The 19,525-nt window shown below is 63.5% G+C and carries 19 protein-coding genes and 2 pseudogenes; 1 reads left to right on the forward strand and 20 read right to left on the reverse strand.

Annotated elements, in window-relative coordinates:
- Nucleotides 1–6: 6 nt before the first annotated feature.
- The 17 genes and pseudogenes from hypE to ABIC09_RS31905 form a co-directional block, all read right to left on the reverse strand.
- Nucleotides 7–1,047: a hydrogenase expression/formation protein HypE gene (gene hypE / locus ABIC09_RS31825; protein WP_354111746.1), complete on the reverse strand. Its 1,041-nt coding sequence runs from the start codon at nt 1,045–1,047 to the stop codon at nt 7–9.
- Nucleotides 1,044–2,186, reverse strand: a complete 1,143-nt coding sequence (hypD, locus tag ABIC09_RS31830) for a hydrogenase formation protein HypD (protein ID WP_354111747.1) — start codon at nt 2,184–2,186, stop codon at nt 1,044–1,046. The genes hypE and hypD overlap by 4 nt, the downstream gene beginning before the upstream one ends.
- Nucleotides 2,183–2,419 carry a HypC/HybG/HupF family hydrogenase formation chaperone gene (locus ABIC09_RS31835; RefSeq protein ID WP_027515990.1) on the reverse strand — a complete coding sequence of 79 codons (237 nt, stop codon included), beginning with the start codon at nt 2,417–2,419 and terminating at the stop codon, nt 2,183–2,185. Before ABIC09_RS31835 ends, hypD begins: the two co-directional genes overlap by 4 nt.
- The gene (gene hypF, locus ABIC09_RS31840) at nt 2,419–4,671 is read right to left on the reverse strand and encodes a carbamoyltransferase HypF (RefSeq protein WP_354111748.1); all 2,253 of its coding nucleotides are present in this window, start codon (nt 4,669–4,671) and stop codon (nt 2,419–2,421) included. Before hypF ends, ABIC09_RS31835 begins: the two co-directional genes overlap by 1 nt.
- A 2-nt stretch (nt 4,672–4,673) precedes the next feature.
- The gene (gene hypB / locus ABIC09_RS31845) at nt 4,674–5,591 is read right to left on the reverse strand and encodes a hydrogenase nickel incorporation protein HypB (RefSeq protein ID WP_354111749.1); all 918 of its coding nucleotides are present in this window, start codon (nt 5,589–5,591) and stop codon (nt 4,674–4,676) included.
- Entirely contained in the window at nt 5,591–5,932 is a 342-nt protein-coding gene (gene hypA / locus ABIC09_RS31850) for a hydrogenase maturation nickel metallochaperone HypA (protein WP_354111750.1), read from the reverse strand. Before hypA ends, hypB begins: the two co-directional genes overlap by 1 nt.
- On the reverse strand, nt 5,925–7,019 hold the full coding sequence (locus ABIC09_RS31855) for a nickel-dependent hydrogenase large subunit (RefSeq protein ID WP_354111751.1): 1,095 nt from the start codon (nt 7,017–7,019) through the stop codon (nt 5,925–5,927). Before ABIC09_RS31855 ends, hypA begins: the two co-directional genes overlap by 8 nt.
- A complete protein-coding gene (gene hybE / locus ABIC09_RS31860; protein ID WP_354111752.1) occupies nt 7,016–7,543 on the reverse strand; it encodes a [NiFe]-hydrogenase assembly chaperone HybE in 528 nt (175 codons plus the stop codon). The genes ABIC09_RS31855 and hybE overlap by 4 nt, the downstream gene beginning before the upstream one ends.
- Nucleotides 7,540–7,749: a rubredoxin gene (locus ABIC09_RS31865; RefSeq protein ID WP_239625902.1), complete on the reverse strand. Its 210-nt coding sequence runs from the start codon at nt 7,747–7,749 to the stop codon at nt 7,540–7,542. Before ABIC09_RS31865 ends, hybE begins: the two co-directional genes overlap by 4 nt.
- Nucleotides 7,746–8,609 (reverse strand): hydrogenase expression/formation protein, encoded by an 864-nt coding sequence (locus ABIC09_RS31870; protein WP_354111753.1) that lies wholly within the window; start codon nt 8,607–8,609, stop codon nt 7,746–7,748. The genes ABIC09_RS31865 and ABIC09_RS31870 overlap by 4 nt, the downstream gene beginning before the upstream one ends.
- On the reverse strand, nt 8,606–9,052 hold the full coding sequence (locus tag ABIC09_RS31875; protein ID WP_354111754.1) for a thioredoxin domain-containing protein: 447 nt from the start codon (nt 9,050–9,052) through the stop codon (nt 8,606–8,608). Before ABIC09_RS31875 ends, ABIC09_RS31870 begins: the two co-directional genes overlap by 4 nt.
- Before the next feature lie 275 nt (nt 9,053–9,327).
- A complete protein-coding gene (locus ABIC09_RS31880; RefSeq protein ID WP_354111755.1) occupies nt 9,328–9,624 on the reverse strand; it encodes a HypC/HybG/HupF family hydrogenase formation chaperone in 297 nt (98 codons plus the stop codon).
- A gap of 26 nt (nt 9,625–9,650) precedes the next feature.
- Nucleotides 9,651–10,232 carry a HyaD/HybD family hydrogenase maturation endopeptidase gene (locus ABIC09_RS31885; protein WP_354111756.1) on the reverse strand — a complete coding sequence of 194 codons (582 nt, stop codon included), beginning with the start codon at nt 10,230–10,232 and terminating at the stop codon, nt 9,651–9,653.
- Between the two features lie 14 nt (nt 10,233–10,246).
- Nucleotides 10,247–10,990: a Ni/Fe-hydrogenase, b-type cytochrome subunit gene (cybH, locus tag ABIC09_RS31890; protein ID WP_354111757.1), complete on the reverse strand. Its 744-nt coding sequence runs from the start codon at nt 10,988–10,990 to the stop codon at nt 10,247–10,249.
- Nucleotides 10,991–10,999: 9 nt separating this feature from the next.
- Nucleotides 11,000–12,790 (reverse strand): nickel-dependent hydrogenase large subunit, encoded by a 1,791-nt coding sequence (locus ABIC09_RS31895; protein ID WP_354111758.1) that lies wholly within the window; start codon nt 12,788–12,790, stop codon nt 11,000–11,002.
- Nucleotides 12,791–12,819: 29 nt separating this feature from the next.
- Nucleotides 12,820–13,905: a hydrogenase small subunit gene (locus ABIC09_RS31900; RefSeq protein WP_354111759.1), complete on the reverse strand. Its 1,086-nt coding sequence runs from the start codon at nt 13,903–13,905 to the stop codon at nt 12,820–12,822.
- A 201-nt stretch (nt 13,906–14,106) separates the two neighbouring features.
- Nucleotides 14,107–15,004: pseudogene (locus tag ABIC09_RS31905) on the reverse strand (hypothetical protein); the annotation flags it as partial.
- Between the two features lie 1,582 nt (nt 15,005–16,586).
- Here ABIC09_RS31905 and ABIC09_RS31910 point away from each other — a divergent pair.
- Nucleotides 16,587–16,856, forward strand: coding sequence for a DUF3551 domain-containing protein (locus tag ABIC09_RS31910; RefSeq protein ID WP_354111760.1), 270 nt, complete (start codon nt 16,587–16,589; stop codon nt 16,854–16,856).
- Between the two features lie 65 nt (nt 16,857–16,921).
- On the opposite strand, the gene ABIC09_RS31915 is transcribed toward ABIC09_RS31910, so the two are convergent.
- From ABIC09_RS31915 to ABIC09_RS31925, 3 genes and pseudogenes are all read right to left on the reverse strand, one after another.
- Complete coding sequence (locus ABIC09_RS31915; protein ID WP_354111761.1) at nt 16,922–17,155, reverse strand: hypothetical protein; 234 nt, start codon at nt 17,153–17,155, stop codon at nt 16,922–16,924.
- Nucleotides 17,156–17,358: 203 nt separating this feature from the next.
- Nucleotides 17,359–17,616, reverse strand: coding sequence for a BrnA antitoxin family protein (locus ABIC09_RS31920; protein ID WP_279692850.1), 258 nt, complete (start codon nt 17,614–17,616; stop codon nt 17,359–17,361).
- Nucleotides 17,617–17,765: 149 nt separating this feature from the next.
- Nucleotides 17,766–19,106, reverse strand: a pseudogene (locus ABIC09_RS31925) (LLM class flavin-dependent oxidoreductase).
- Nucleotides 19,107–19,525 lie beyond the last annotated feature (419 nt).

Raw genomic sequence — 19,525 nt, forward strand, 5'->3', positions numbered from 1 at the left:
TTTGCCTCAACAGATTCTCGGCAATTGCTCGCCCGACAGCCAGTCGACGATCCGCCCGCCACCGAAGCTCGTGGCCATCTGCACGAAATGATGATCGTCGGCCACGGCTTCGCCGATGTCGGCGGCGTCTCGGCCAAGCGGATGCGCCCGCATCGCGGCCAGCACTGCAGCAGCATTTTCGGGCGCCACGATCGCGACCAGCTTGCCCTCATTGGCGACATGGAGCGGATCGAGCCCGAGCAGCTCGCACGCTGCCGCGACGCCCGGTTTGACCGGGATCGCCTCCTCGCGAAGATGGAAGCCGAGGTCAGACTGCTGGGCGATCTCGTTCAGCGTGGCGGCAAGGCCGCCGCGGGTGGGATCGCGCATCAGGCGGATGCCGCGGCCGCCGGCTTCGACCATCTTCGCGACGAGATCGTTCAGCGCCGCCGAATCCGAGACGATCTCGGTCTCGAAGGCGAGATTCTGCCGCTTCGACATTATCGCCACGCCGTGATCGCCGAGCGTGCCCGAGATCAGGACGCGATCGCCGACGCGGGCATTCTCCGCCGAGAGATCGAGCCCGTGGGGCACGACCCCGATGCCGGCGGTCGAGATGAACAAGCCGTCGGCCTTGCCGCGCTCGACCACCTTGGTGTCGCCGGTGACGATGTGAACGCCGGCCGTGCGCGCAGCCTCGCCCATCGATTCCGCGATCATCTTGAGGTCGGCGAAGCGGAAGCCTTCCTCGATGATAAAGCTTGCAGAGAGGTAGAGCGGGCGTGCACCGGCCATGGCGATATCGTTGACGGTGCCGTGCACTGCAAGCGAGCCGATATTGCCGCCAGGGAAGAACAGCGGCGAGACCACATAGCCATCGGTCGTCATCACCATGCGCCCGGCACCAACGTCGAATGCCGACTGGTCGTTGCCGCGTGCCAGCCATTCATTGCCGAAGGCCTCGTGGAACAGACCCGAGATCAACTGCGCCATGGCCCGGCCGCCCGAGCCGTGGGACAGGTCGACGCAGCCGTTCCTGATGTCGAGCTTGCGCTGGTAGGCCTTCATGACACGCGCCTTTGCTGGTGGTCGCGGAAGCGGCCATAGGTCCAGTGTGCGGCGCAGGCGCCTTCGGAGGAGACCATGCACGAGCCCATGGGCGTCTCCGGCGTGCAGACGGTGCCGAACAGCTTGCAGTCGACCGGCTTCTTCACGCCACGCAGGATGGCGCCACATTCGCAGGCGGGATTGTCGTCGACGCGCAGCTCGTGCATGTCGCAGCGCAACTCGGCGTCGTATATGACGTAAGCGCGCTTCAGCTTCAGCCCGCTATAGGGAACCTGTCCGAGCCCCCGCCATTCGAACTGATCTCGCAGCTCGAAGATGTCGGAGACCTCCTCCTTGGCACGCAGATTGCCGTCGCGGTTCACCGCGCGGCTGTACTGGTTCTCGACTTCATGCCTTTCCTCGTTGACCTGCCGCACCAGCATCAGGATCGCCTGCATCATGTCGAGCGGCTCGAAGCCCGCGATCACCACGGGCTTGCCGAACTCCTCGGCAAAGAACTCGTAAGGGGCCGTGCCGATGATCGTCGAGACATGGGCCGGCCCGACGAAACCGTCGATCTTGATCCGGCCGATGTTGCGGATGTCGGGACTTTCCAGGATGTTCCGCATCGCCGGCGGCGTCAGCACGTGGTTGCAGAACACGGTGAAGTTTTCGAGCTGCTTCTTCTGCGCCAGCCGGATCATGACTGCAGTCGGCGGCGTCGTGGTCTCGAAGCCGATGGCGAAGAACACGACCTCGCGTCCGGGATTGTCCTGAGCGATCCGGATCGCGTCAATGGTGGAATAGACCATGCGGATGTCGGCGCCGCGCGCCTTCGCCTTCAACAGCGATGCGCCCTGCGAGCCGGGAACGCGCATCAGGTCGCCATAGACGCACAGGATGACGTCCGGCCGCTCGGCGAGCCGGATCGCCATGTCGATGCGTCCGGCCGGCAGCACGCACACCGGGCAGCCGGGGCCGTGGATCATCCGCACGTTCTTCGGCAGCATGTCCTCGAGGCCGTAACGCGAGATCGCGTAGGTATGGCCGCCGCAGAATTCCATGAAGCGATAGAGCTTTTGCGGATCGGCTTCCGCGCGGATCGCTTTCGCAAGTCCGAGCGCGATCTCCTTGTCGCGAAACTCGTCGGCATATTTCATGACGCGGCTCCCTGCCCCTCGGCGCTAAGCTCGCGCTGCAGCTCGAGCGTCCGCATTGCCTCCTCCGGATCGATCTTCGTCAGGGCATAGCCGACATGGATGATCACATAGTCGCCGACGGCGAGATTCTCGATCAAGGCAACCGATATCTCCTTGCGGACGCCGTCGATCGAGACGATCGCCATCTCGTCGGGCAGGAGCTTCGTGACCTCAGCAGGTATCGCGAGACACATCAGGCGGTTCCTTCCAGGCCGTACTGTTCGAGTTGGAGCGCGGCGATCCAGGCCTGGCCGAGGCTGAGACCGCCGTCATTGGGCGGCACTTGCCGCGGCAGCAGCGGCAAGAGACCGGCGGCGATACAGCCGCGCTCGATCTCGCAACTGAGGATCGCGTTGAGAAAGCAGCCGCCGCTCAGGGCGACGGTCGTGACGCCGGTCTCGCGCGCCGCACGGGCGATCCAGTCAACGCAGGCAGCGGCGAACGTACCATGGAACAGCCCGGCCCCCTCGACCGGATCGATGCCCTCGGCCGCAAGGCGCGCAAGCAACGGAAACAGGGACAGCACCCCATCCTTGATCGTCCAGCCGTCTTTCATGGAGCGCGGCACGCGAACCAGCGCCTCCAGTTTCATCGCGGCTTCGCCCTCATAGCTCTGCACTTGGCAAAGACCGAGCAGCCCCGCGGCCGCGTCGAACAGCCGGCCGGCGCTGGTCGTCACCGGTACGCCCGGCTGGTCGAGCAAGACATGGAGACGCTTAGCCTTCGGCTGCGCCGCAAACCGGGTCGCGATCGCGTTGCCGCGGGCGAGGCCGTGCAATGCGCTCGCAGCCATGCGCCACGGCTGGCGCGCGGCGCGATCGCCGCCCGCCATCTTCATCGGCGCCAGATGGCCGAGCCGCCGGAACTGCGCGCGCTCGCACAGCAGGAGCTCGCCCCCCCAATTGCCGCCGTCGCTGCCCTGGCCGAAGCCGTCGAGCACCAGCGCCAACGCAGATCCCGCGCGGCCATGCTCCGCCATCACGGAGGCGGCATGGGCATGATGGTGCTGGACTGCGATCAGCCGCCGCCCGCTCGCTTCGGCGAGACGGGTCGAGGCTATGTTCGGGTGCAGATCATGGGCGATAACCGCCGGCTCGACGTCCAGCGTCGACAGCAGGTGGCCGATGGTTTCCTCGAAGACACGGACGCCTTCGGCGGTGTCGAGGTCGCCGACGTGCTGGGAAACGAAGGCCTCGCTACCGCGCGTGACCGTCACGGTCGACTTCAACGCGCCGCCGACCGCAAGGATCGGCGGCACCGGTCGCGCCAGCCGAACCGGCTCCGGCACGTAGCCGCGCGCACGGCGGATGAACTGCGTCCGGCCGGCGACGACGGCCGCCACGGAATCGTCGGCGTGGGTGACGATGTCGCGATCATGGCTGACGATGAGGTCGGCGATGCCGGCAAGCCGCAGCTCGGCCTCGCGATTGTCGATCAGAAGCGGCTCGCCGCCGGGGTTGCCGCTGGTGGCGACGATCGCCCAGCTCTCGCCCGCGAGCGGATGCGCCGCATCCAGCGCCTCGAAGATCAAATGAAGGAGCGGAGTGACCGGCAGCGCGATGCCGATCCGCGCCAGCTCCGGCGCGATCGCCGGCGAGAGCCGATGGCGCGATGTCAACAGCACGATCGGCCGCGGCGACGTCTCGAGCAAGGCGAGCTCGGCAGCATCGGCGTCGGCGATGCCGGCGACCGCGTCCACCGTGCCAACCATGACGGCAAACGGCTTCTGGTCGCGCCGCTTGCGCAGGCGCAGGCGCTGCACGGCCGCCTCGTCCCGGGCATCACAGACGAGCTGATAACCGCCGAGCCCCTTGACTGCGACGATCTTGCCTGCCGCGATCGCGGCAGCGATGTCCTCAATACCGTGGCTGAGCCGCGGGCCGCATTGCGGGCAGGCGATCGCTTCGGCATGGAAGCGGCGGCTGTCGGGATCGGCATAGTCGCCCGCACAGGCCTTGCACATCGCAAAGCGCTTCATGGCCGTGGTCGCGCGGTCGTAAGGAAGCCGCTCGGCAATGGTATAGCGCGGACCGCAATGGGTGCAGTTGACGAAGGGGTAGCGATAGAACCGGCTGGCTGGATCGAACAGCTCGCTCAGGCATTTTGGACAGGTCGCGGCATCGGCGACGATACGTGTCGACACCTTGCCCTGGTCGCTCGCGCGGATATAAAACCCCTCGCTCGCCACCGCCCCGACCGGCTGCACCGAGATCTCGTCGATCCGGGCGAGCGGCGGCTTTTCCAGCGGCAGTGCCCTGACGAAGTCCGACGCGCGCTCGCCCTCGACCTCGATGACGACGCCATGGGAATCGTTGGCGACGAAGCCGCCGAGGCGGTAGCGCGTGGCGAGGCCGTAGACATAGGGGCGAAAGCCGACGCCCTGTACCGCGCCGCGCACGTGCAGGCGCAGCCGCCGTCCGTCCCCCGCCGTGGCCTCGCCGCCCATCGTCACTCCGCCGTCATGGCGGCAGGCGTCGTCGCCGCCATCCGCTTGCGGATCCAGGCAAGGAACGCCGCAAAGCCTTCGCCGGTGCGCGCCGACACCGTCAGCACCTCGATCTTCGGGTTGACCCGGCGCGCATAATCGATGGTCTTCGCCATATCGAAATCGAGCATGGGCGCGAGATCGATCTTGTTGACCAGCATCAGCGAGGAGGCTGCGAACATGTCGGGGTATTTCAGCGGCTTGTCCTCGCCCTCGGTGGTCGAGAACACCACGATCTTGCAAGCCTCGCCAAGATCGAACGCCGCCGGGCAAACCAGGTTGCCGACATTCTCGATGAAGAGCAGGCCGCCGTTCAGCCAGGGCAGCCGGTCATAGGCCTCGCCGACCATGGCGGCGTCGAGGTGACAGCCCTTGCCGGTATTGACCTGGATCGCCGGCACGCCGGTCGCGCGAATGCGCTCGGCATCGTTGGAGGTCTGCTGGTCGCCTTCGATTACGCCGATCGCAAAGCTTGCCTTCAGCTCGGACACGGCGCGGACCAGCAGCGAGGTCTTGCCGGCACCGGGGCTGGAGACCAGATTAAAAGCGAGCACGCCGTCGGCCGCGAAGCGGGCGCGGTTGTCGGCCGCAAGCCGGTCGTTCTTGCCGAGGATGTCGCGCTCGACCTGGATGATGCGGTCGCTGCCCATACCGGCGTTCTTCTGGCCCGCGGGATTGGCGCCGGAGTCGAGCAGCCCGGCCTCATCGGCGGCGTGGTCGTGGGCACCACCGTGGTGATGGTGGTGACCGTGATCGTGGCCATCACCGCGGTGATAATGATGGTGCCCGCCGTGCTCATGGCCATCGCCGTGATCATGATGATGACCATGCGCATCTTCGATCGATGCCTTGCCGTCGCTGCAGCCGCAGACCGTACACATCAATCGACCTCCAATTCCCTTACGCGCATCTCTTCGCCGCCCGTCATCTGCACTTGGTAGCCGCCGCAGGACGGACACGGCTCGTAACGCTGCCCGATCTCAACGGTTTTGGAACAGGCCATGCACCAAGCCGTGCCCGGGGTCTCGACGATCTCGAGCCGCGCGCCTTGCGCGATGGTCCGCGCGGCCACGGCCTCGAAGCAGAATTTCAGCGCCTCCGGCGCGACATGGCTCAGCGCACCGATCTCCAGACAGACGACGTTCACCTTGATGAAAGCGCGCTTGCGCGCTTCCTCCTCGACGATACCGACGATGCCTTCGCACAGCGCCATCTCATGCATGGCCGGCCTCGCGAAATTGCAGGCTGAAGCCGACGCAGGGATCGAAGGAGCCGACCAGCGCGCGAACCGCTTCCTGTCCCTGCCGGCCGGTCGCGAGCGTAGCGCCCTTGAGGCTCCTGACCAGCGGTCCGCGGGCGTGAAAATTCCACTCGGTCGGTGCCAGGAACTCGAAGTTGACGACGCGATCCTCGTCGTCCAGTGCGACGGCGTGATGGAGGCGCCCGCGTGCGCATTCGACCGCGGCTGCCCCCTTGCCCGCGCCGAGCCGGTAGCTCGCGACGACGCCTTCATCGAGATCCGCATCGCCACGATCGAGCCAGGCGCTGAGCCGCGCGACCTCGGCGATCCGCGCCTTCAGACGCGCGGCGGAGCCCGCTTCCGCCGCCGAGACCGCTTCACGGCGTGCCCTGCGCGCCCAGACGCCGGTTTCCGGAATGCGGCCGCAGAGGTCCGGCGCATCGGAATAGGCCGCACCGTCCGCCAGCAGACGCGTGACGATGTCCAAATCGTCCGCCACCGTCAGGAAGGATGGATCGCCCTTCGGCTCTGACACCAGCTTGCCGTGGCATCCCGCGACGGTGGCGGCGAGCGGGCTGCTCGGCGCGGGCTTCTCGTCTTCTTCGCCGGCGATCCCCATCGCGCCGAGCGCGGCCTTGATCTGCACCACCGCGTCGCGATGCAAGGCCGGCGGGACGGCCTCGTCCGCGCCCCCAAGCAGCGCGCTTGCCTGCATTACGGCACGCACCGCCGGAGCGTTTGTGCCGCCGAGCGCGAGCCGTCTGACGAACAGGCCGCGCAGCAGTTCGGTCAGCCGCTCGACGACGACTGCGGTGACGCGGCGCCGCACCGTTGCGGGAGCCGCCTCCCACCCTTGCGCGGCTTCCACCGCCGACTGGAACGCCACGTGATGGGCGATCGAGCACAGCGAGAACAGACGCGGCAGCACCGGAAGCAGCGAAGCCGCGGGCTTTCCCGCAAACAGCCGCGTCAGCGGCGGCCGGTTGCGCGGCTTGATCGCGACGTCGGTGATCGTGGCGCCGGACAACAGCACCGTAATATCGATCTCGTTGCGGAACGAGAGACTCATCCAAGTCGCTCCGTCAAGGCACCCCGCAGGAAGTTGCGCCGATCGATCGGGCTTGTCGCGGGCTCGCGGCGGCGAACCGTCTCCTCGCTGTCCGCCGGCAGCATCAATTCGGCAAGCGCGGCTTCGGCCGTCGCTCGCGCGGCATCCATGTCGGCGACTTGGAACATCGGCGAGAACAGCGAGCAGCTCGCGATCCGGCCGATCCGGGCGACCTCGCTGAGGGTGAATTCGATATCGCCCGCTGGAAAACGCATTCGCACGGTCGCGCCCGGGGTGGCTGGCGTCACCGCGCCCGCCGGCATCGCCACGTTCAAGAACCACGGCGTGACCATGATGCCGACGATCGTACCGTTGAAGGGGCGGAAACCGACCGCCTCAACGCCGAGCGCATCGTTGTAGATGGGTAGATCGCGCATCGCGCGTTCGCCGATCTCCTGGTAGCTTGCGGCCAGAAGCTCGCCCCACGCCGCGGCGTCGGCGTCGCCGGCAGGACCTGACGCACTCGCTGGCGCGCTGCCTGTCATGTTTCGATCGCCATGAACTTGGATTTTGGCGCGTCGCAATTCGGGCAGTGCCACTCCTCCGGCAGCGCCGCGAACGGCGTGCCCGGCGCGATCTGCGCTACCTCATCGCCATCCGCCGGATCGTAGACGGTCCAGCAGATGCCGCATTCCAGCCGTGTGACGTCGGCGACGTCCTGGCGCACGCCAAAATTCTCGAAGGCGCTCATTTGAAGTAGGCCTCGATGATTTCTCGCAGCCGCTCGGCGGAATGCTCGAAATCCTCGTCCGCTGCCAGCGCAACCGTCGGCACGCCGCCGACTTCGAGCGTATCGAGAATGATAGTGTCGATGGCGTTGAAGAACTGCACCGACCAGACATTGCGGATGCCGGTGGAGAGCACCCGGCAGGTGCCATAGCCGCGCGACACCAGCTGAATCGGTCCATTCCGGATCGTGTCCTGCAGGAAGCTCATGTCGACCGGGCTCATCGGCAGCAGCGTGAAGTTGATGATCTGCGAGCGAATGCCGGGCCGCCAAGCCTGTGCCCGCTCGCGGATTTCGGCGAGCACCGGCAACACGTTCATGGCGCCCGCCGGCACCTGCCCGATTTCGAAATCGGCGGATGTCAGGTCGGCAGCCGCACGCTTGACGATCTTGGGAACCGCGCCGATCTCGAGATATTCGGAAGTGGCGTCGGTCTCGAGCCGCACACGCCAAATCCCCGCCAGCACCGATTCCTGGATCTGCGCCAGCGATCCGTCCGGCAGCGCGACGACGCCGGCGACCTCGCCTCGGCCGAGCACGTCGGCCACCAGCTTGCTCTCGAGATCGTTGAAATTAGCCAGCCGAAACAGTGTTGTCGGCGCGTTCGCCTTTTGATCCGCGATGGCATCCGCGATCCTCGAGAGCAGCGCGACCGCGTTCGGGCAGCTCTTTGCAAGCTCCGCACGGTCGAGCGTTGCAAGCTTTGCGAGCGCGCCGGCCGCCGTCAGGCTGCCCTTCGCTGCATTGAGACTCTCTTCGCCGATCGGAAACACGTTGACTGGTTGCTCGGCGCCTTCGGGCGCATCCCAGAAGCTGGCCTTCACAGCCCGAGCTCTTGTGCGCGATGCTGGGGAACGATGGTGACGGCGACTGCGGCGCCTTGCCCGCGGGGCCGGTCGATCAGCTTGGTGATGCGGTCGGCATAGACCGACCAGTCCTGGATCTTGGCGATCAACCCCAGCGTCTTGCCGTTGGCGACGAAGATCAGCGTCGGCTGCACCCGCACCTCGAAGCGCTCGCCGAGCGCACGCTCAGCGTCGCGTGCGATGATCGCACCGCGCAGCCGATTGCCGAACGCCGCGATAAGCTCGGGCAGCACCACGGCAACATCGATTGCCTCCGGAAACCGGTTGGGATCGCCCGCCGACAGCAGCACCGCGACCGCACCGGCCTCGTCCGCTCCGCCAAGAAAAAGATCGACCGTCGCAGCATCGACCTCGGGCAGACCACTCCGCGCCAGATCATGCTCTCTCACCTGGAATTCCATCGAACCTCTCCTGACAAGCTTGTGGTTTTGCCGAACTAGAGGTCAGCAAGCCACGTGCCAGGATCGGTTATCACATGTCCGGATTTATCCCATTGATCCAGATCATGTATTTCTTGGCGCCGACTGTAAGCCAAGCTTCAATGGAAAGATACTTGCCGCATCTGGTGAGAGCTGCCTTTGCAGGTAGAAATCGACCTTCCAGGCGCACAGCGGCCGCTGAGGCCGGCCGGTCACTGATGTCGTCAACGCATCAAACGGGAGAAGCAGCGGCGATCCTAGTCGGACCGCAGGTGCTCGGGTAATTGCGGCTCGCGGTCGATGAGGTCTGCGAAGAAGCGGTCGCAATCCTCGCCGTCGAGCGCCGCGCTGAGACCTTCGATCGCATTCGCGATCAGGCGTGCCTCGTCCTCGTCCAGCAGCCGGATCGCGGTATCGATATAGACCAGCACCTTGGCGCCGACCGGAGGATTCGAGAGCAGCAGCACAGAGACGCGGCGCTGCTCGCCGCGATACGCGCACAGCGCCGAGATCCCGTCGGTCTCGACAATCGTCATGGGCAGGCCGAGGCACATGGGCAAATCTCCGGCAGTGTGGCCGATCAGGCCGGCCGCGTCTCGTAATGGAGATGATCAATGTCATTGGCGAGCAGCCGCTCGATATCTGGCAATGGCTCGGCGCGTTGGCTCACCGTGAGGCCCCATTCGGCCAGGATGGCGCAAGCGAGATTGATCGCCGGCGCGATTTGGTCGCGCACCGGCGGCGTCAGCGGCCCACCCCAGTCCTCGAGATCGAGCGGCTGGCAGCCGATCAGCACCAGATGTTTCGGGCAACGGCCGAGCAGGTCGGCCGCGCTGATGACTTCCTGGAAACCGGTTTGGTGCAGGCTCATCTTCTTGGCGCCGGTGAAACGCGGCACCTCGTCGTCACGCACAAGCTTCAACTGGCCGGGCTCGAGGCCATAGTCGATCGCGTCGAACACGATCAGGCGGTCCGCCTCTTCCAGATAGTTGACGAGATAGAGTCCTTGCGTGCCGCCATCGAGGATGGTGACGTTATCGGGCACGACGTAGCGGCGGTGAAATTCCTCCACCGCGCGCACGCCAAACCCTTCGTCGGCCCACAGGATATTGCCGATGCCGAGCACCAGGATGCGATCGTCTTGCGAGAATGTCGGCTTCACTTGGCGTTCCCGTCTCAGTCGCGGAATTGCCGTTCGCCCGAGATCATGGAGGAGATGATGCTCTGACGCGACATGATGTCTTCGCGGATCGCCGTGTAGATGTGCACCATCACGAACACGACCAGCGCCCACATCCCGAGATGATGCCAGGTGTGGACGTCCTGGCTGTTTGGCCAGATCGCAAACACCCAGCCGAACAGCTTGTCCTGCCAGCTGTCGATGCCATGACCTTCCGAATAGAGTGCAAAGCCGGTGACGATCATGAAGGCCACGAACAGCGTGAAGCCCGTGAACATCGCGGTCTGCGCCAGCGGATTGTGGCCGACATGCATCTTCGGCTCGCGCTCCATGAACGCGTACCGGCGGATTTCGTGCAGCACTTCCTTCCAGAACTGCTTGCGGTGAACCGGGATGTAGAAGATCTGCCGAGAGTGGTGGTTGCCGACGAGAGCCCACAGGATGCGCGTGAGGAAGTATACCGCAAGCACCTGTCCCGCGGCGAAATGGGCGAAGCGGATGTAGCCCACCACGAAATTGTCGGACGCCTCGCCCGCGACCGTCGGCAACGGCGTTCCGATCAGATAGCCGGTCACCATAAGCACGATAATCGAGAACGCGTTCACCCAGTGACAGATCCGTACCGGCGCTTCGTAGACATAGACGCTGGGACGACCCACCGCACGTTCTCCGGAAGCATCGGCTGCGATCGCCGCGAGGTCGGGCCTGGCGTCCGAGGCGGGAGCAACTGCATCCATCATGATCCTCTCCTACCTGACCTTGACCTTGGCGAGCTCCTGGCCGTCCGGGCTCATGACGTGCGTCGAACAGGCCAGGCACGGATCGAAGGAATGGATGGTGCGCAGGATCTCCAGCGGCTGCTCGGGATTGACCATCGGCGTGTTCATCAGCGACGCCTCGAAGGCGCCAATATTTCCCTTGGGGTCGCGCGGCGAGCCGTTCCAGGTCGTCGGCACCACGCACTGGTAGTTGTCGATCTTGGTGTCCTTGATCTTGACCCAGTGCGCGAGCGCGCCGCGCGGCGCCTCGGTGAAGCCGACTCCCTTGGCCTCCTTCGGCCAGCTCTCCGGCTTCCACTTGTCGACATTGGCGGTCGAGCTGTCGCCGGCTTTGATGTTGGCGACGAGCTTGTCCTGGAAGTAGCGCATCTGGCGTCCGGCCCAGACGGATTCGAGCGCACGCGCCGCCGTGCGGCCGAGCGTCGAGAACAGCGCCGACATCGGCAGGTTCAGATCCCGAAGGAATTTGTCGACGGGATCCTTGAACTCCGCCTTGTTCTGCGCGTAGCCGACGACCCAGCGCGCCAGCGGGCCGACCTCCATGGCGTGACCGCGCCAGCGCGGCGCTTTGATCCAGGAGTACTTGCCGCTTTCGTCGAGCTGCTCAATCGCCGTCTTGGTGCCCTTCGCGTTGGGTCCCAGCACGTAATTCGGCTCAGTGACGCCGTCCCAGGGATGAAGTCCCTTGGTCTCGTCGGGATATTTGTACCAGGAGTGCACCACGAACTCCTGGATCTCGTCGGGATCGGCGTGGTCGACCGGAAGCACCTCGGACAGGTTGCCGTTGATAATGGCGCCGCGCGGCAGCTTCAGGCTCTTGGCGGAATAGTCGTTGGCATGTTCTGGCACATCGCCATACGAGAGCACGCTCTGGCTCGAAAGGCCGCCGCCATAGAGCCAATCCTTGTAGAATGAGCCGATCGCCGCCACGTCGGGCAGATAGACCATTTCGTTGAACTCGATAAGACGGTCGATGATCGAGGAGATCAGGTTCAGCCGTTCCATGTTGACGGCGCCGACAGCGCCGGTGCCGTCGACATTGATCGGACAGGGCACGCCGCCGACGAGCCAGTTAGGATGCGGGTTCTTGCCGCCGAAGATGGTGTGAATCTTGACGATCTCCTTCTGGAAATCGAGCGCCTCCAGATAATGCGCCACCGCCATCAGATTGGCTTCGGGCGGCAGCCTGTAGGCCTTGCTGCCCCAATAGCCATTCTTGAACGGACCGAGCTGTCCGGACTCGACGAACTTCTTCAGCCGGGTCTGCAGATCCTTGAAGTAGCCGGGCGACGACAGCGGCCAGCTCGAGATCGATTGCGCTAGCGTCGAGGTCGCCCGCGGATCGGCCGAGAGCGCGGAGACCACGTCGACCCAGTCCAGCGCGTGAAGGTGATAGAAATGGACGACGTGGTCGTGCACCTGCAGGGCAAGCTGCATCAGGTTGCGGATCGAATTGGCGTTCTGCGGGATGGTGATCCCGAGCGCGTTCTCGACCGCGCGCACCGAGGTCAGCGCGTGCGTGCCGGTGCAGACGCCGCAGATCCGTTCGGTGAACGCCCAGGTGTCGCGCGGATCGCGGTTCTTCAGGATCACCTCGATGCCGCGCCACATCGTGCCAGTGGAGACCGCGTTGCGGATGACGTTGTCGGCGTCGACATTGACCTCGACCCGCATGTGACCTTCGATACGTGTCACGGGGTCCACGACGATGCGCTTGCCGGAATTGTCGAGATTGAAGCCGTTGGGAGTCTGGATACCCATGATTGTCCTGCCCTGCTGTGTCTTTTCGATCAGCTATTGTGGTCGGCGTCTTCGCGCTTGGCCGCGAGCCGCTTGACAGCGGTCACAGCCGCATGCACAGCCACCGCGGCGCCGACGGCGCCGGCCGCCACCATGCCGATCTGATCGGCGGTCTTCTCGATGCCGAACTGCTTAATGTTGGTGAGACGGTCGTAGAACGAGCCCTTGTCCCAGAAGCCGTCCTCCGAGCAGCCGATACAGCCGTGACCCGACTGGATCGGGAAGGACACGCCGCCGTTCCAGCGCACGGTCGAGCAGGCGTTGTAGGTGGTCGGCCCCTTGCAGCCCATCTTGTAGAGGCAATAGCCCTTGCGCGCGGCCTCGTCGTCCCACTCCTCGACGAACTGCCCCGCGTCGAAATGCGGGCGCCGGTAGCACTTGTCATGAATGCGCTGCGAGTAGAACATCTTCGGTCGGCCCTGGCGATCGAGCTCGGGCAGCTTGCCGAAGGTGGTGATGAAGGTGACGACGCCGGTCATCACCTCGGCGATCGGGGGGCATCCCGGCACCTTGATGATGGGCTTGTTGGTGATCACCTTGTCGATCGGAGTTGCCTGTGTCGGATTGGGCTTTGCCGCCTGCACGCAGCCCCAGGAGGCGCAGGCGCCCCAGGCAATGATTGCCATCGCGTCCTCGGCCATCATCTTCAGCTTCTCGACGAACGGCTTGCCGCCGTCGATGCAGAACATCCCGCCTTCGTTCAGCGGCGGATTGCCTTCCACCGCGAGGATATACTGGCCTTTGTGCTTGGCGCGGGTCTCCTCGAGGATGGCTTCGGCCTGGTGGCCCGCAGCCGCCATGATGGTGTCGTCGTAGTCGAGCGAGATCATCGACAGCACCGCATCCTTGACCAGCGGATGCGCGGAGCGGATGAAGCTCTCCGAACAGCAGGTGCATTCAAGGCCGTGCATCCAGATCACGGGCACGCGCGGCTTAGTCTCGAGCGCGTTCGCAATGCGGCTCGCCGCCAGCGGTCCGAGACTTGTCGCCGTCAGGCTGCAGAATTTATGAAAGCTCCGACGGGTGATGCCTTGCCGCCTGATCACGCTGTAAAACGTTTCCGTCGCCGCGCCCATGAATCCTCCCGCCTTCGGCTTTGACTTTTCGATGACGCAAAGGGTAGCAAGAAGCAGGCCAACGGCCTGGAGAGATTCAAAAGTGGAGAGATTCCATAATGTTGCGGAGTTGGACCACTTTCATGAACGGTACGCGAGGACGCTGCCAACACGAGAAGCAGAAACAATTCGATTTGCAGCCGGCAACGAAGTTTCCGGTCAATGCGCGGTGCACACCATGCAGGGATCGAACGAGCGCACGATGTGCTGGATCGCAACCGCACGCGGGCCGGCGTCACCGACATTAGTGCCGACCAGCGCCTGCTCCAGCAGGCCGCCGACGTCGAAGGATTCGCGCGGCGAGAAGTTGCAGGTGGTCGGCGCGATGATCTGGTAGCGCTCGATCTTGCCGTCGCGCACCGCCATCCAGTGCCCGAGACTGCCGCGGGCAGCATCGAGGAAGCCGACATAGCTTCTGTCGGGGAACTCGCGCGATTTGTCGCAGAACGGCTCCGACAGCCGCAGTGCGCGCGTCCACTGCTCCATGGCAAGCGCGATGGGCGCGGTCTCGATCAGCCGTGCGATCACGCGGCTGCGCTCGTTGGTGCCGTCCCGCGCGACCAGATCCGTAATCGGTGCCTGGCCCGCCACCGTCTGGCGCGCGATCGCACCGACCTCGATCGGCTGGCCCGACAGCCGCGGCGCCTTGCACCAGCTATAGGCCGCCGGCTTGTCGGGATCTGCGACTGTGCTGCTATGGGCGGGATCCGCAAAGGAAACCCGCATCCAGGAATGCGAGACGTCCTCGGTGATCTGCGTCAGCGGCAGCGGTTCGACGATTGCGCGCTGGCTGAACAGGCCGCGCGGAAACAACTCGCCGTCGACACCGTGTTAGGCGCCGTAGCTCATCATCAGCCCCGTGGCCCCGACCGAGCCCGGTCAATGCCAGACTGTCCGCAAGCCGCAGGAAATGCGCGAAGTCGCCGCCAGCGCCATCGCGCCAGCCGTCCAGCTCGTCGCCGGTTGCGATCGCCAGCACGTTCTCGAGCGAATCCGCGAAGACGATACGCTCGAGGAAACCTCCAAACGCGGTCGTGATCGACAAGAGCCGAATCGGCTCGTTGTTTAGGCCTGAATGAACGAAGATGGCGCATTTTGCACCAACGAGCTGGGCGCCTTGAGCAGTTGATCTGCCATGGTTGCCATCCGTGGCGCAAGAGACCGTTATACGTCTTGCCACGGAATTCACTTCAGGTGCGTGCAGCTTGGACACGTCAACATCGCGCTGAGCTGCCGAGTTGCTTCTCGAGCACCAGACGGATCACAGCGCAGGGAAGCGCTCGCACCGGCCTTGCAGATCCACATGCTGCGCAATTGATCGGTGTGGTGAAATCCCTCGAAAGAGCGCTCGACCGCGGAATTTAAGTCAAAATAGGCGGTCTGAGCATCATCCCGACAGTGTTGCCGGTCACGAGAATCCTTATTGCAGATTTATCGTGGCTATTTCTTCAGGCGAACGCCCCTTCAATCTCCGGCTCGTGATGGCCGTTTCGCTTCTAGGTACCTCCACAGGATACGTAGAAACAGATCTTCCTTTTAAGGTCGCACGATAGCCTTCTTGTCTATCCGCCTGGCATTCCCGCGGACACGGCTGCACAATCAACGACGTTTAAGCGTCTCGCACCCTTTAACGGGCGCCGGATTAGCCAGGGCCGAAGATCAAATAGAGCAGGATCACGGCCACGACGACCGTCCAGCCGATCGACGTGGCGAGAGCCCATACTTGCGTCGGCATCGAACGGACTCTCCCGATGAAGCTAGCGAAGAGACCGCTGGCGCTGGACAGCGATCTCTTAGACTCGGCTCAAGGTACCTTCGAGATGAAAGCCCTTACCCCGGGGGCCCCCCATAATCAAACGCCGGACTCGCCGCCCTGTGAAGTCAAAAACGAGTCGAACGCCGATGGAACAATTGTGACGTTGCGAGCGCGACACACCTAACGAGCTAGGCCAGCAACGGTGGAGAGTTCTTCGTCGGGCGGAAGCCAACCAATTTGGCATAGAAATGAGTGACAGTGCCTGGCGCACAAGCTGGCGGCTGAATTGGCTATTTCACAATGCTGATATCTGAAGTGAGCTAGATAAGCGTTCGCCAAGGGCCAAATATCGAGTTGCCGGGCAACAGATGGAACGCAAGCTATCATCATTGGAGCGGCAGGCTGCCGACGCTCTTCGTCGTGCAAGAAGGTTACCTATTGGCGCGGACCGCAACGACTTACGGCAACTTGCCCGAGGGCTTCTTTGGCTGCACCGCAATGGCATGGATGCGTTGATGAACGAACGTAGCGGCAATTGGTTAGAAAAGCCGGTGCTAACTGCCGCAGCGCAATGACATGATCTATCAAACGCCGACATAATACCGTCGGCTCGAAATGATTGATCCCAGCTGAGGCGCGCTTGCGAAGCCGCAATTGGGATGCTCAAATTGAAAGTGAAAAGCGCGAGCGCAGCGGAGTTTTATCCGTCCCAAGCGATGAAGGCCATCTCCGGTCACGCGTGATACTGCGCGCGCATATCCTCTACGGTTAACCTATTCGGGACCACCACCTGCGTAGTTTTGTGAGCGAGAACGTGAATTGACTTGGATCAATATTGCCTCCTGCTTAAGTGCACTAGCGTTGTGTCGACTTCGAGGAGGTTCCAATGCGCACTGTAGCTTTGACTATTCTGATGATGAGTATGGTTTTGGCAGCACGGCAAGCCTCGGCTCAGACCTATGATTTTTCGCCTGCGCCTGCAGGGCCGGATAGCTACTGCTTGCAAGGGCGCATATGGGGCTATCCCGGCAATTGCCAATTCTCCAGCTACGCCCAATGCATGGCCACCGCCAGCGGTACTAACGCCTATTGCGGGGTCAATCCCCAGTATGCGTTCGCGCGCCAGCGGCGCGGCGCCTATCGGGACCGATACTGAGCGGCAGTCACGCGGTATCGTAGCACAGTGCTGTCGGCGCAATAGCGGAGGAGCTCGCGAGGGATTCAGCGCAAACGCCAGATTGTGCTGTGCGATTGGCGCGCGCGCGAAGCGACGGCATCGATCTCCGCAAAGTCCGTGGTGAACCGGACCTTGCCGAGCGTAGACGCAGCGTCCTTGCGCCCATAACGGAACACTTTCTGGATGAGCTGCAAAACGTTCAATCCGCGTCTCGTTGCACTGCCGCGGTCGAGCTCGGCGTCGTGTTCCCAGAAACCGTCCGGGTCGAAAAAGATCATGGGCGTGAAATCGGCAGCCGTCTTTGTCCTACTAGTCTGTTCCGCATCCTCGAACACCTCGCGGAGAGTGCCGCCACGCCTTGCGCGTAGACGATACCGGTGCGCGATTGGGTAGCAGCGCCTCTTCCGGATGCTATTGTGGAAATGACTTCGCATACGTGGTCGCAAGGGGGAGGCGCGCCGGCGTTACAGTCGCATCGAAATCAAGTAGCCGCGATCAAAGCTTGCACGTCAAATGGGGCGAAGCGGCTGTCGAGGGACGGGCCTACAGTGTCGCACGTCACGCGCGCTTCTTCGGCTTCGTCTTCTGCTGCATATAGGACCGCAGCACCGCGTTGACGGCGCTGATAGCCTTCGCCCTCGCGCTTGAAGAACTCGAGCACGTCCTCATCGACGCGAATGGAAATCGCCTTCTTCTTCGGCGGAATCAGGAGCACGGCATCCGACCAATCGACGTCCATGAACTCCTGCCAGTCGGATCATTCTTGATCGCCGCTTCGATCTCCTCGTCGGTCGGCGCATCAACACGCCTCCAGTCAGTCTTGCCTTCCCGCGATCCCCCCATTTTCGTCGCACGATCGATTGGATCAAACCATCTCTGCCAGGCGACCTATGCAATCGCCCGAACCAAATTGGAGAAGAGGCTCGCCGGCCGCCTCAGGCCGTAATGATCGCGCAGCGTTGTGCCCGTGTAGTCGTGACGGAACAGGCCGCGCTTGCGCAGAATGGGCACGACCTGCTCGGCGAAGATGTCGAAGCCGCCGGGCAGCCAGGGCGGCATGACGTTGAAACCGTCGGCCGCGCCATTCTCGAACCAGCTCTGAATCCTGTCGGCGATCTTCTCCGGCGGTCCGGCAATCGCCCAATGGCCGCGGGCGCCAGCCAGGCGCTGCACGAGCTGGCGAATCGTCGGCTTCTCGCGATCAACGATGTCGATGACCAGCTTGAATCGGCTGGCCACCCCGCGGGCGCCCTCGGTATCGATCAGATGACGAGGAAAAGGGCCATCGAGGTCAAACCCGGAGAGGTCGAGACCGATCATCTGGCGCAGCTGGCTCAGCGAATACTCGGCCTGGATCAGCTCGTTGAACTCGTCCTGCAGCCGATCGGCCTCGATCTGCGTGCTGGCGATGAAGGGACTGATGCCGGGCAAAATCTTGATCTGATCGGGACTGCGAAGGCGCGCGCCTGACGCTTGATGTCGGCATAGAATTCCTGGGCGGTCGCTAGTGTCTGATGCGCGGTGAAGATCGCCTCGGCGAAACGCGCCGCAAAGGCACGTCCGTCGTCGGAAGAGCCGGCCTGGACATAGACCGGTCGTCCCTGCGGCGTCCTTGAGATGTTGAGCGGCCCACGCACGCGGAAATGCTTTCCGACGTGATTGATTGCGTGGATCTTGCCGGTGTCGGCGGAAAACACCCGAGATGGGGTCGTTGACGAGCGCGTCGTCTTCCCAGCTGTCCCAAAGCCGTGTGATGACGTCCAGATACTCCCGCGCCCGCTCGTAGCGTTCGTGATGCGGAGGGTGCTCTGGCAAGCCAAAGTTCTGCGCGGCCTGCGGCGTGCTCGTTGTCACGATGTTCCAGCCGGCCCGGCCGCTACTGATGTGATCCAGTGAGGCGAACAACCGCGCCAGGTTGTAGGGCTCGGTATAGGTCGTCGATGCGGTCGCGATCAGGCCGATCCGCTGGGTGGCGGAGGCGATCGCGGTGAGCAGGGTGATCGGCTCGAGCCGAAACCGCTGCGCATACCGGACATTGTCCGCCAGCGCGGGACCATCAGCGAAGAAGACCGCGTCGAATTTGTGCGCTTCAGCGCGCTGCGCCAGCTCCTGATAGTAGGTGACGTCGAGGATGCGATTGGCTGCCGAACTCCGGTGGCGCCAGGCAGCCTCGTGATGGCCATCTGGATAGATGAAGAAGTTGAGGGAAAGCTGCCGTCGTTCGCTCATTTGTGAGATCCGCGTGCATTGGGAGCTGTCGCAAGCGAGACTCAACGTCTGCAGTCACGCAGATGTCGATGAAATGTATTTGCGTTGTTGAATTGGATGCAAGCATGAAGCTTGCGAGCAGAGGGCCAATCAAAGACGAGGGCAGTCGTCACGACGAGAAATGGGGGCGGCTGTAACGATTTTATCGCGTCTCTGGACGAGAAGTGCGTTGCGTCGCGTCAAATTGCGCTCCTCTTGCAGCCGGGCGGGCAGCCATCATTGCGAATCTTTCAGTATCAGCATCGACGGCGAAGCGTTCGTTGCCTATCGCCGAAAACAAAGCTGGTCTCGTTTCATTGACTGACGATCGATCGCTCGTACCATTCAGGCCTCAACGCGAGGTCGTTTCATCATGCTCCAATCCGATCCCAGTGACCGAT

The organism is Bradyrhizobium sp. S3.12.5 (assembly GCF_040548225.1).
GTDB classification, from domain to species: domain Bacteria; phylum Pseudomonadota; class Alphaproteobacteria; order Rhizobiales; family Xanthobacteraceae; genus Bradyrhizobium; species Bradyrhizobium cytisi.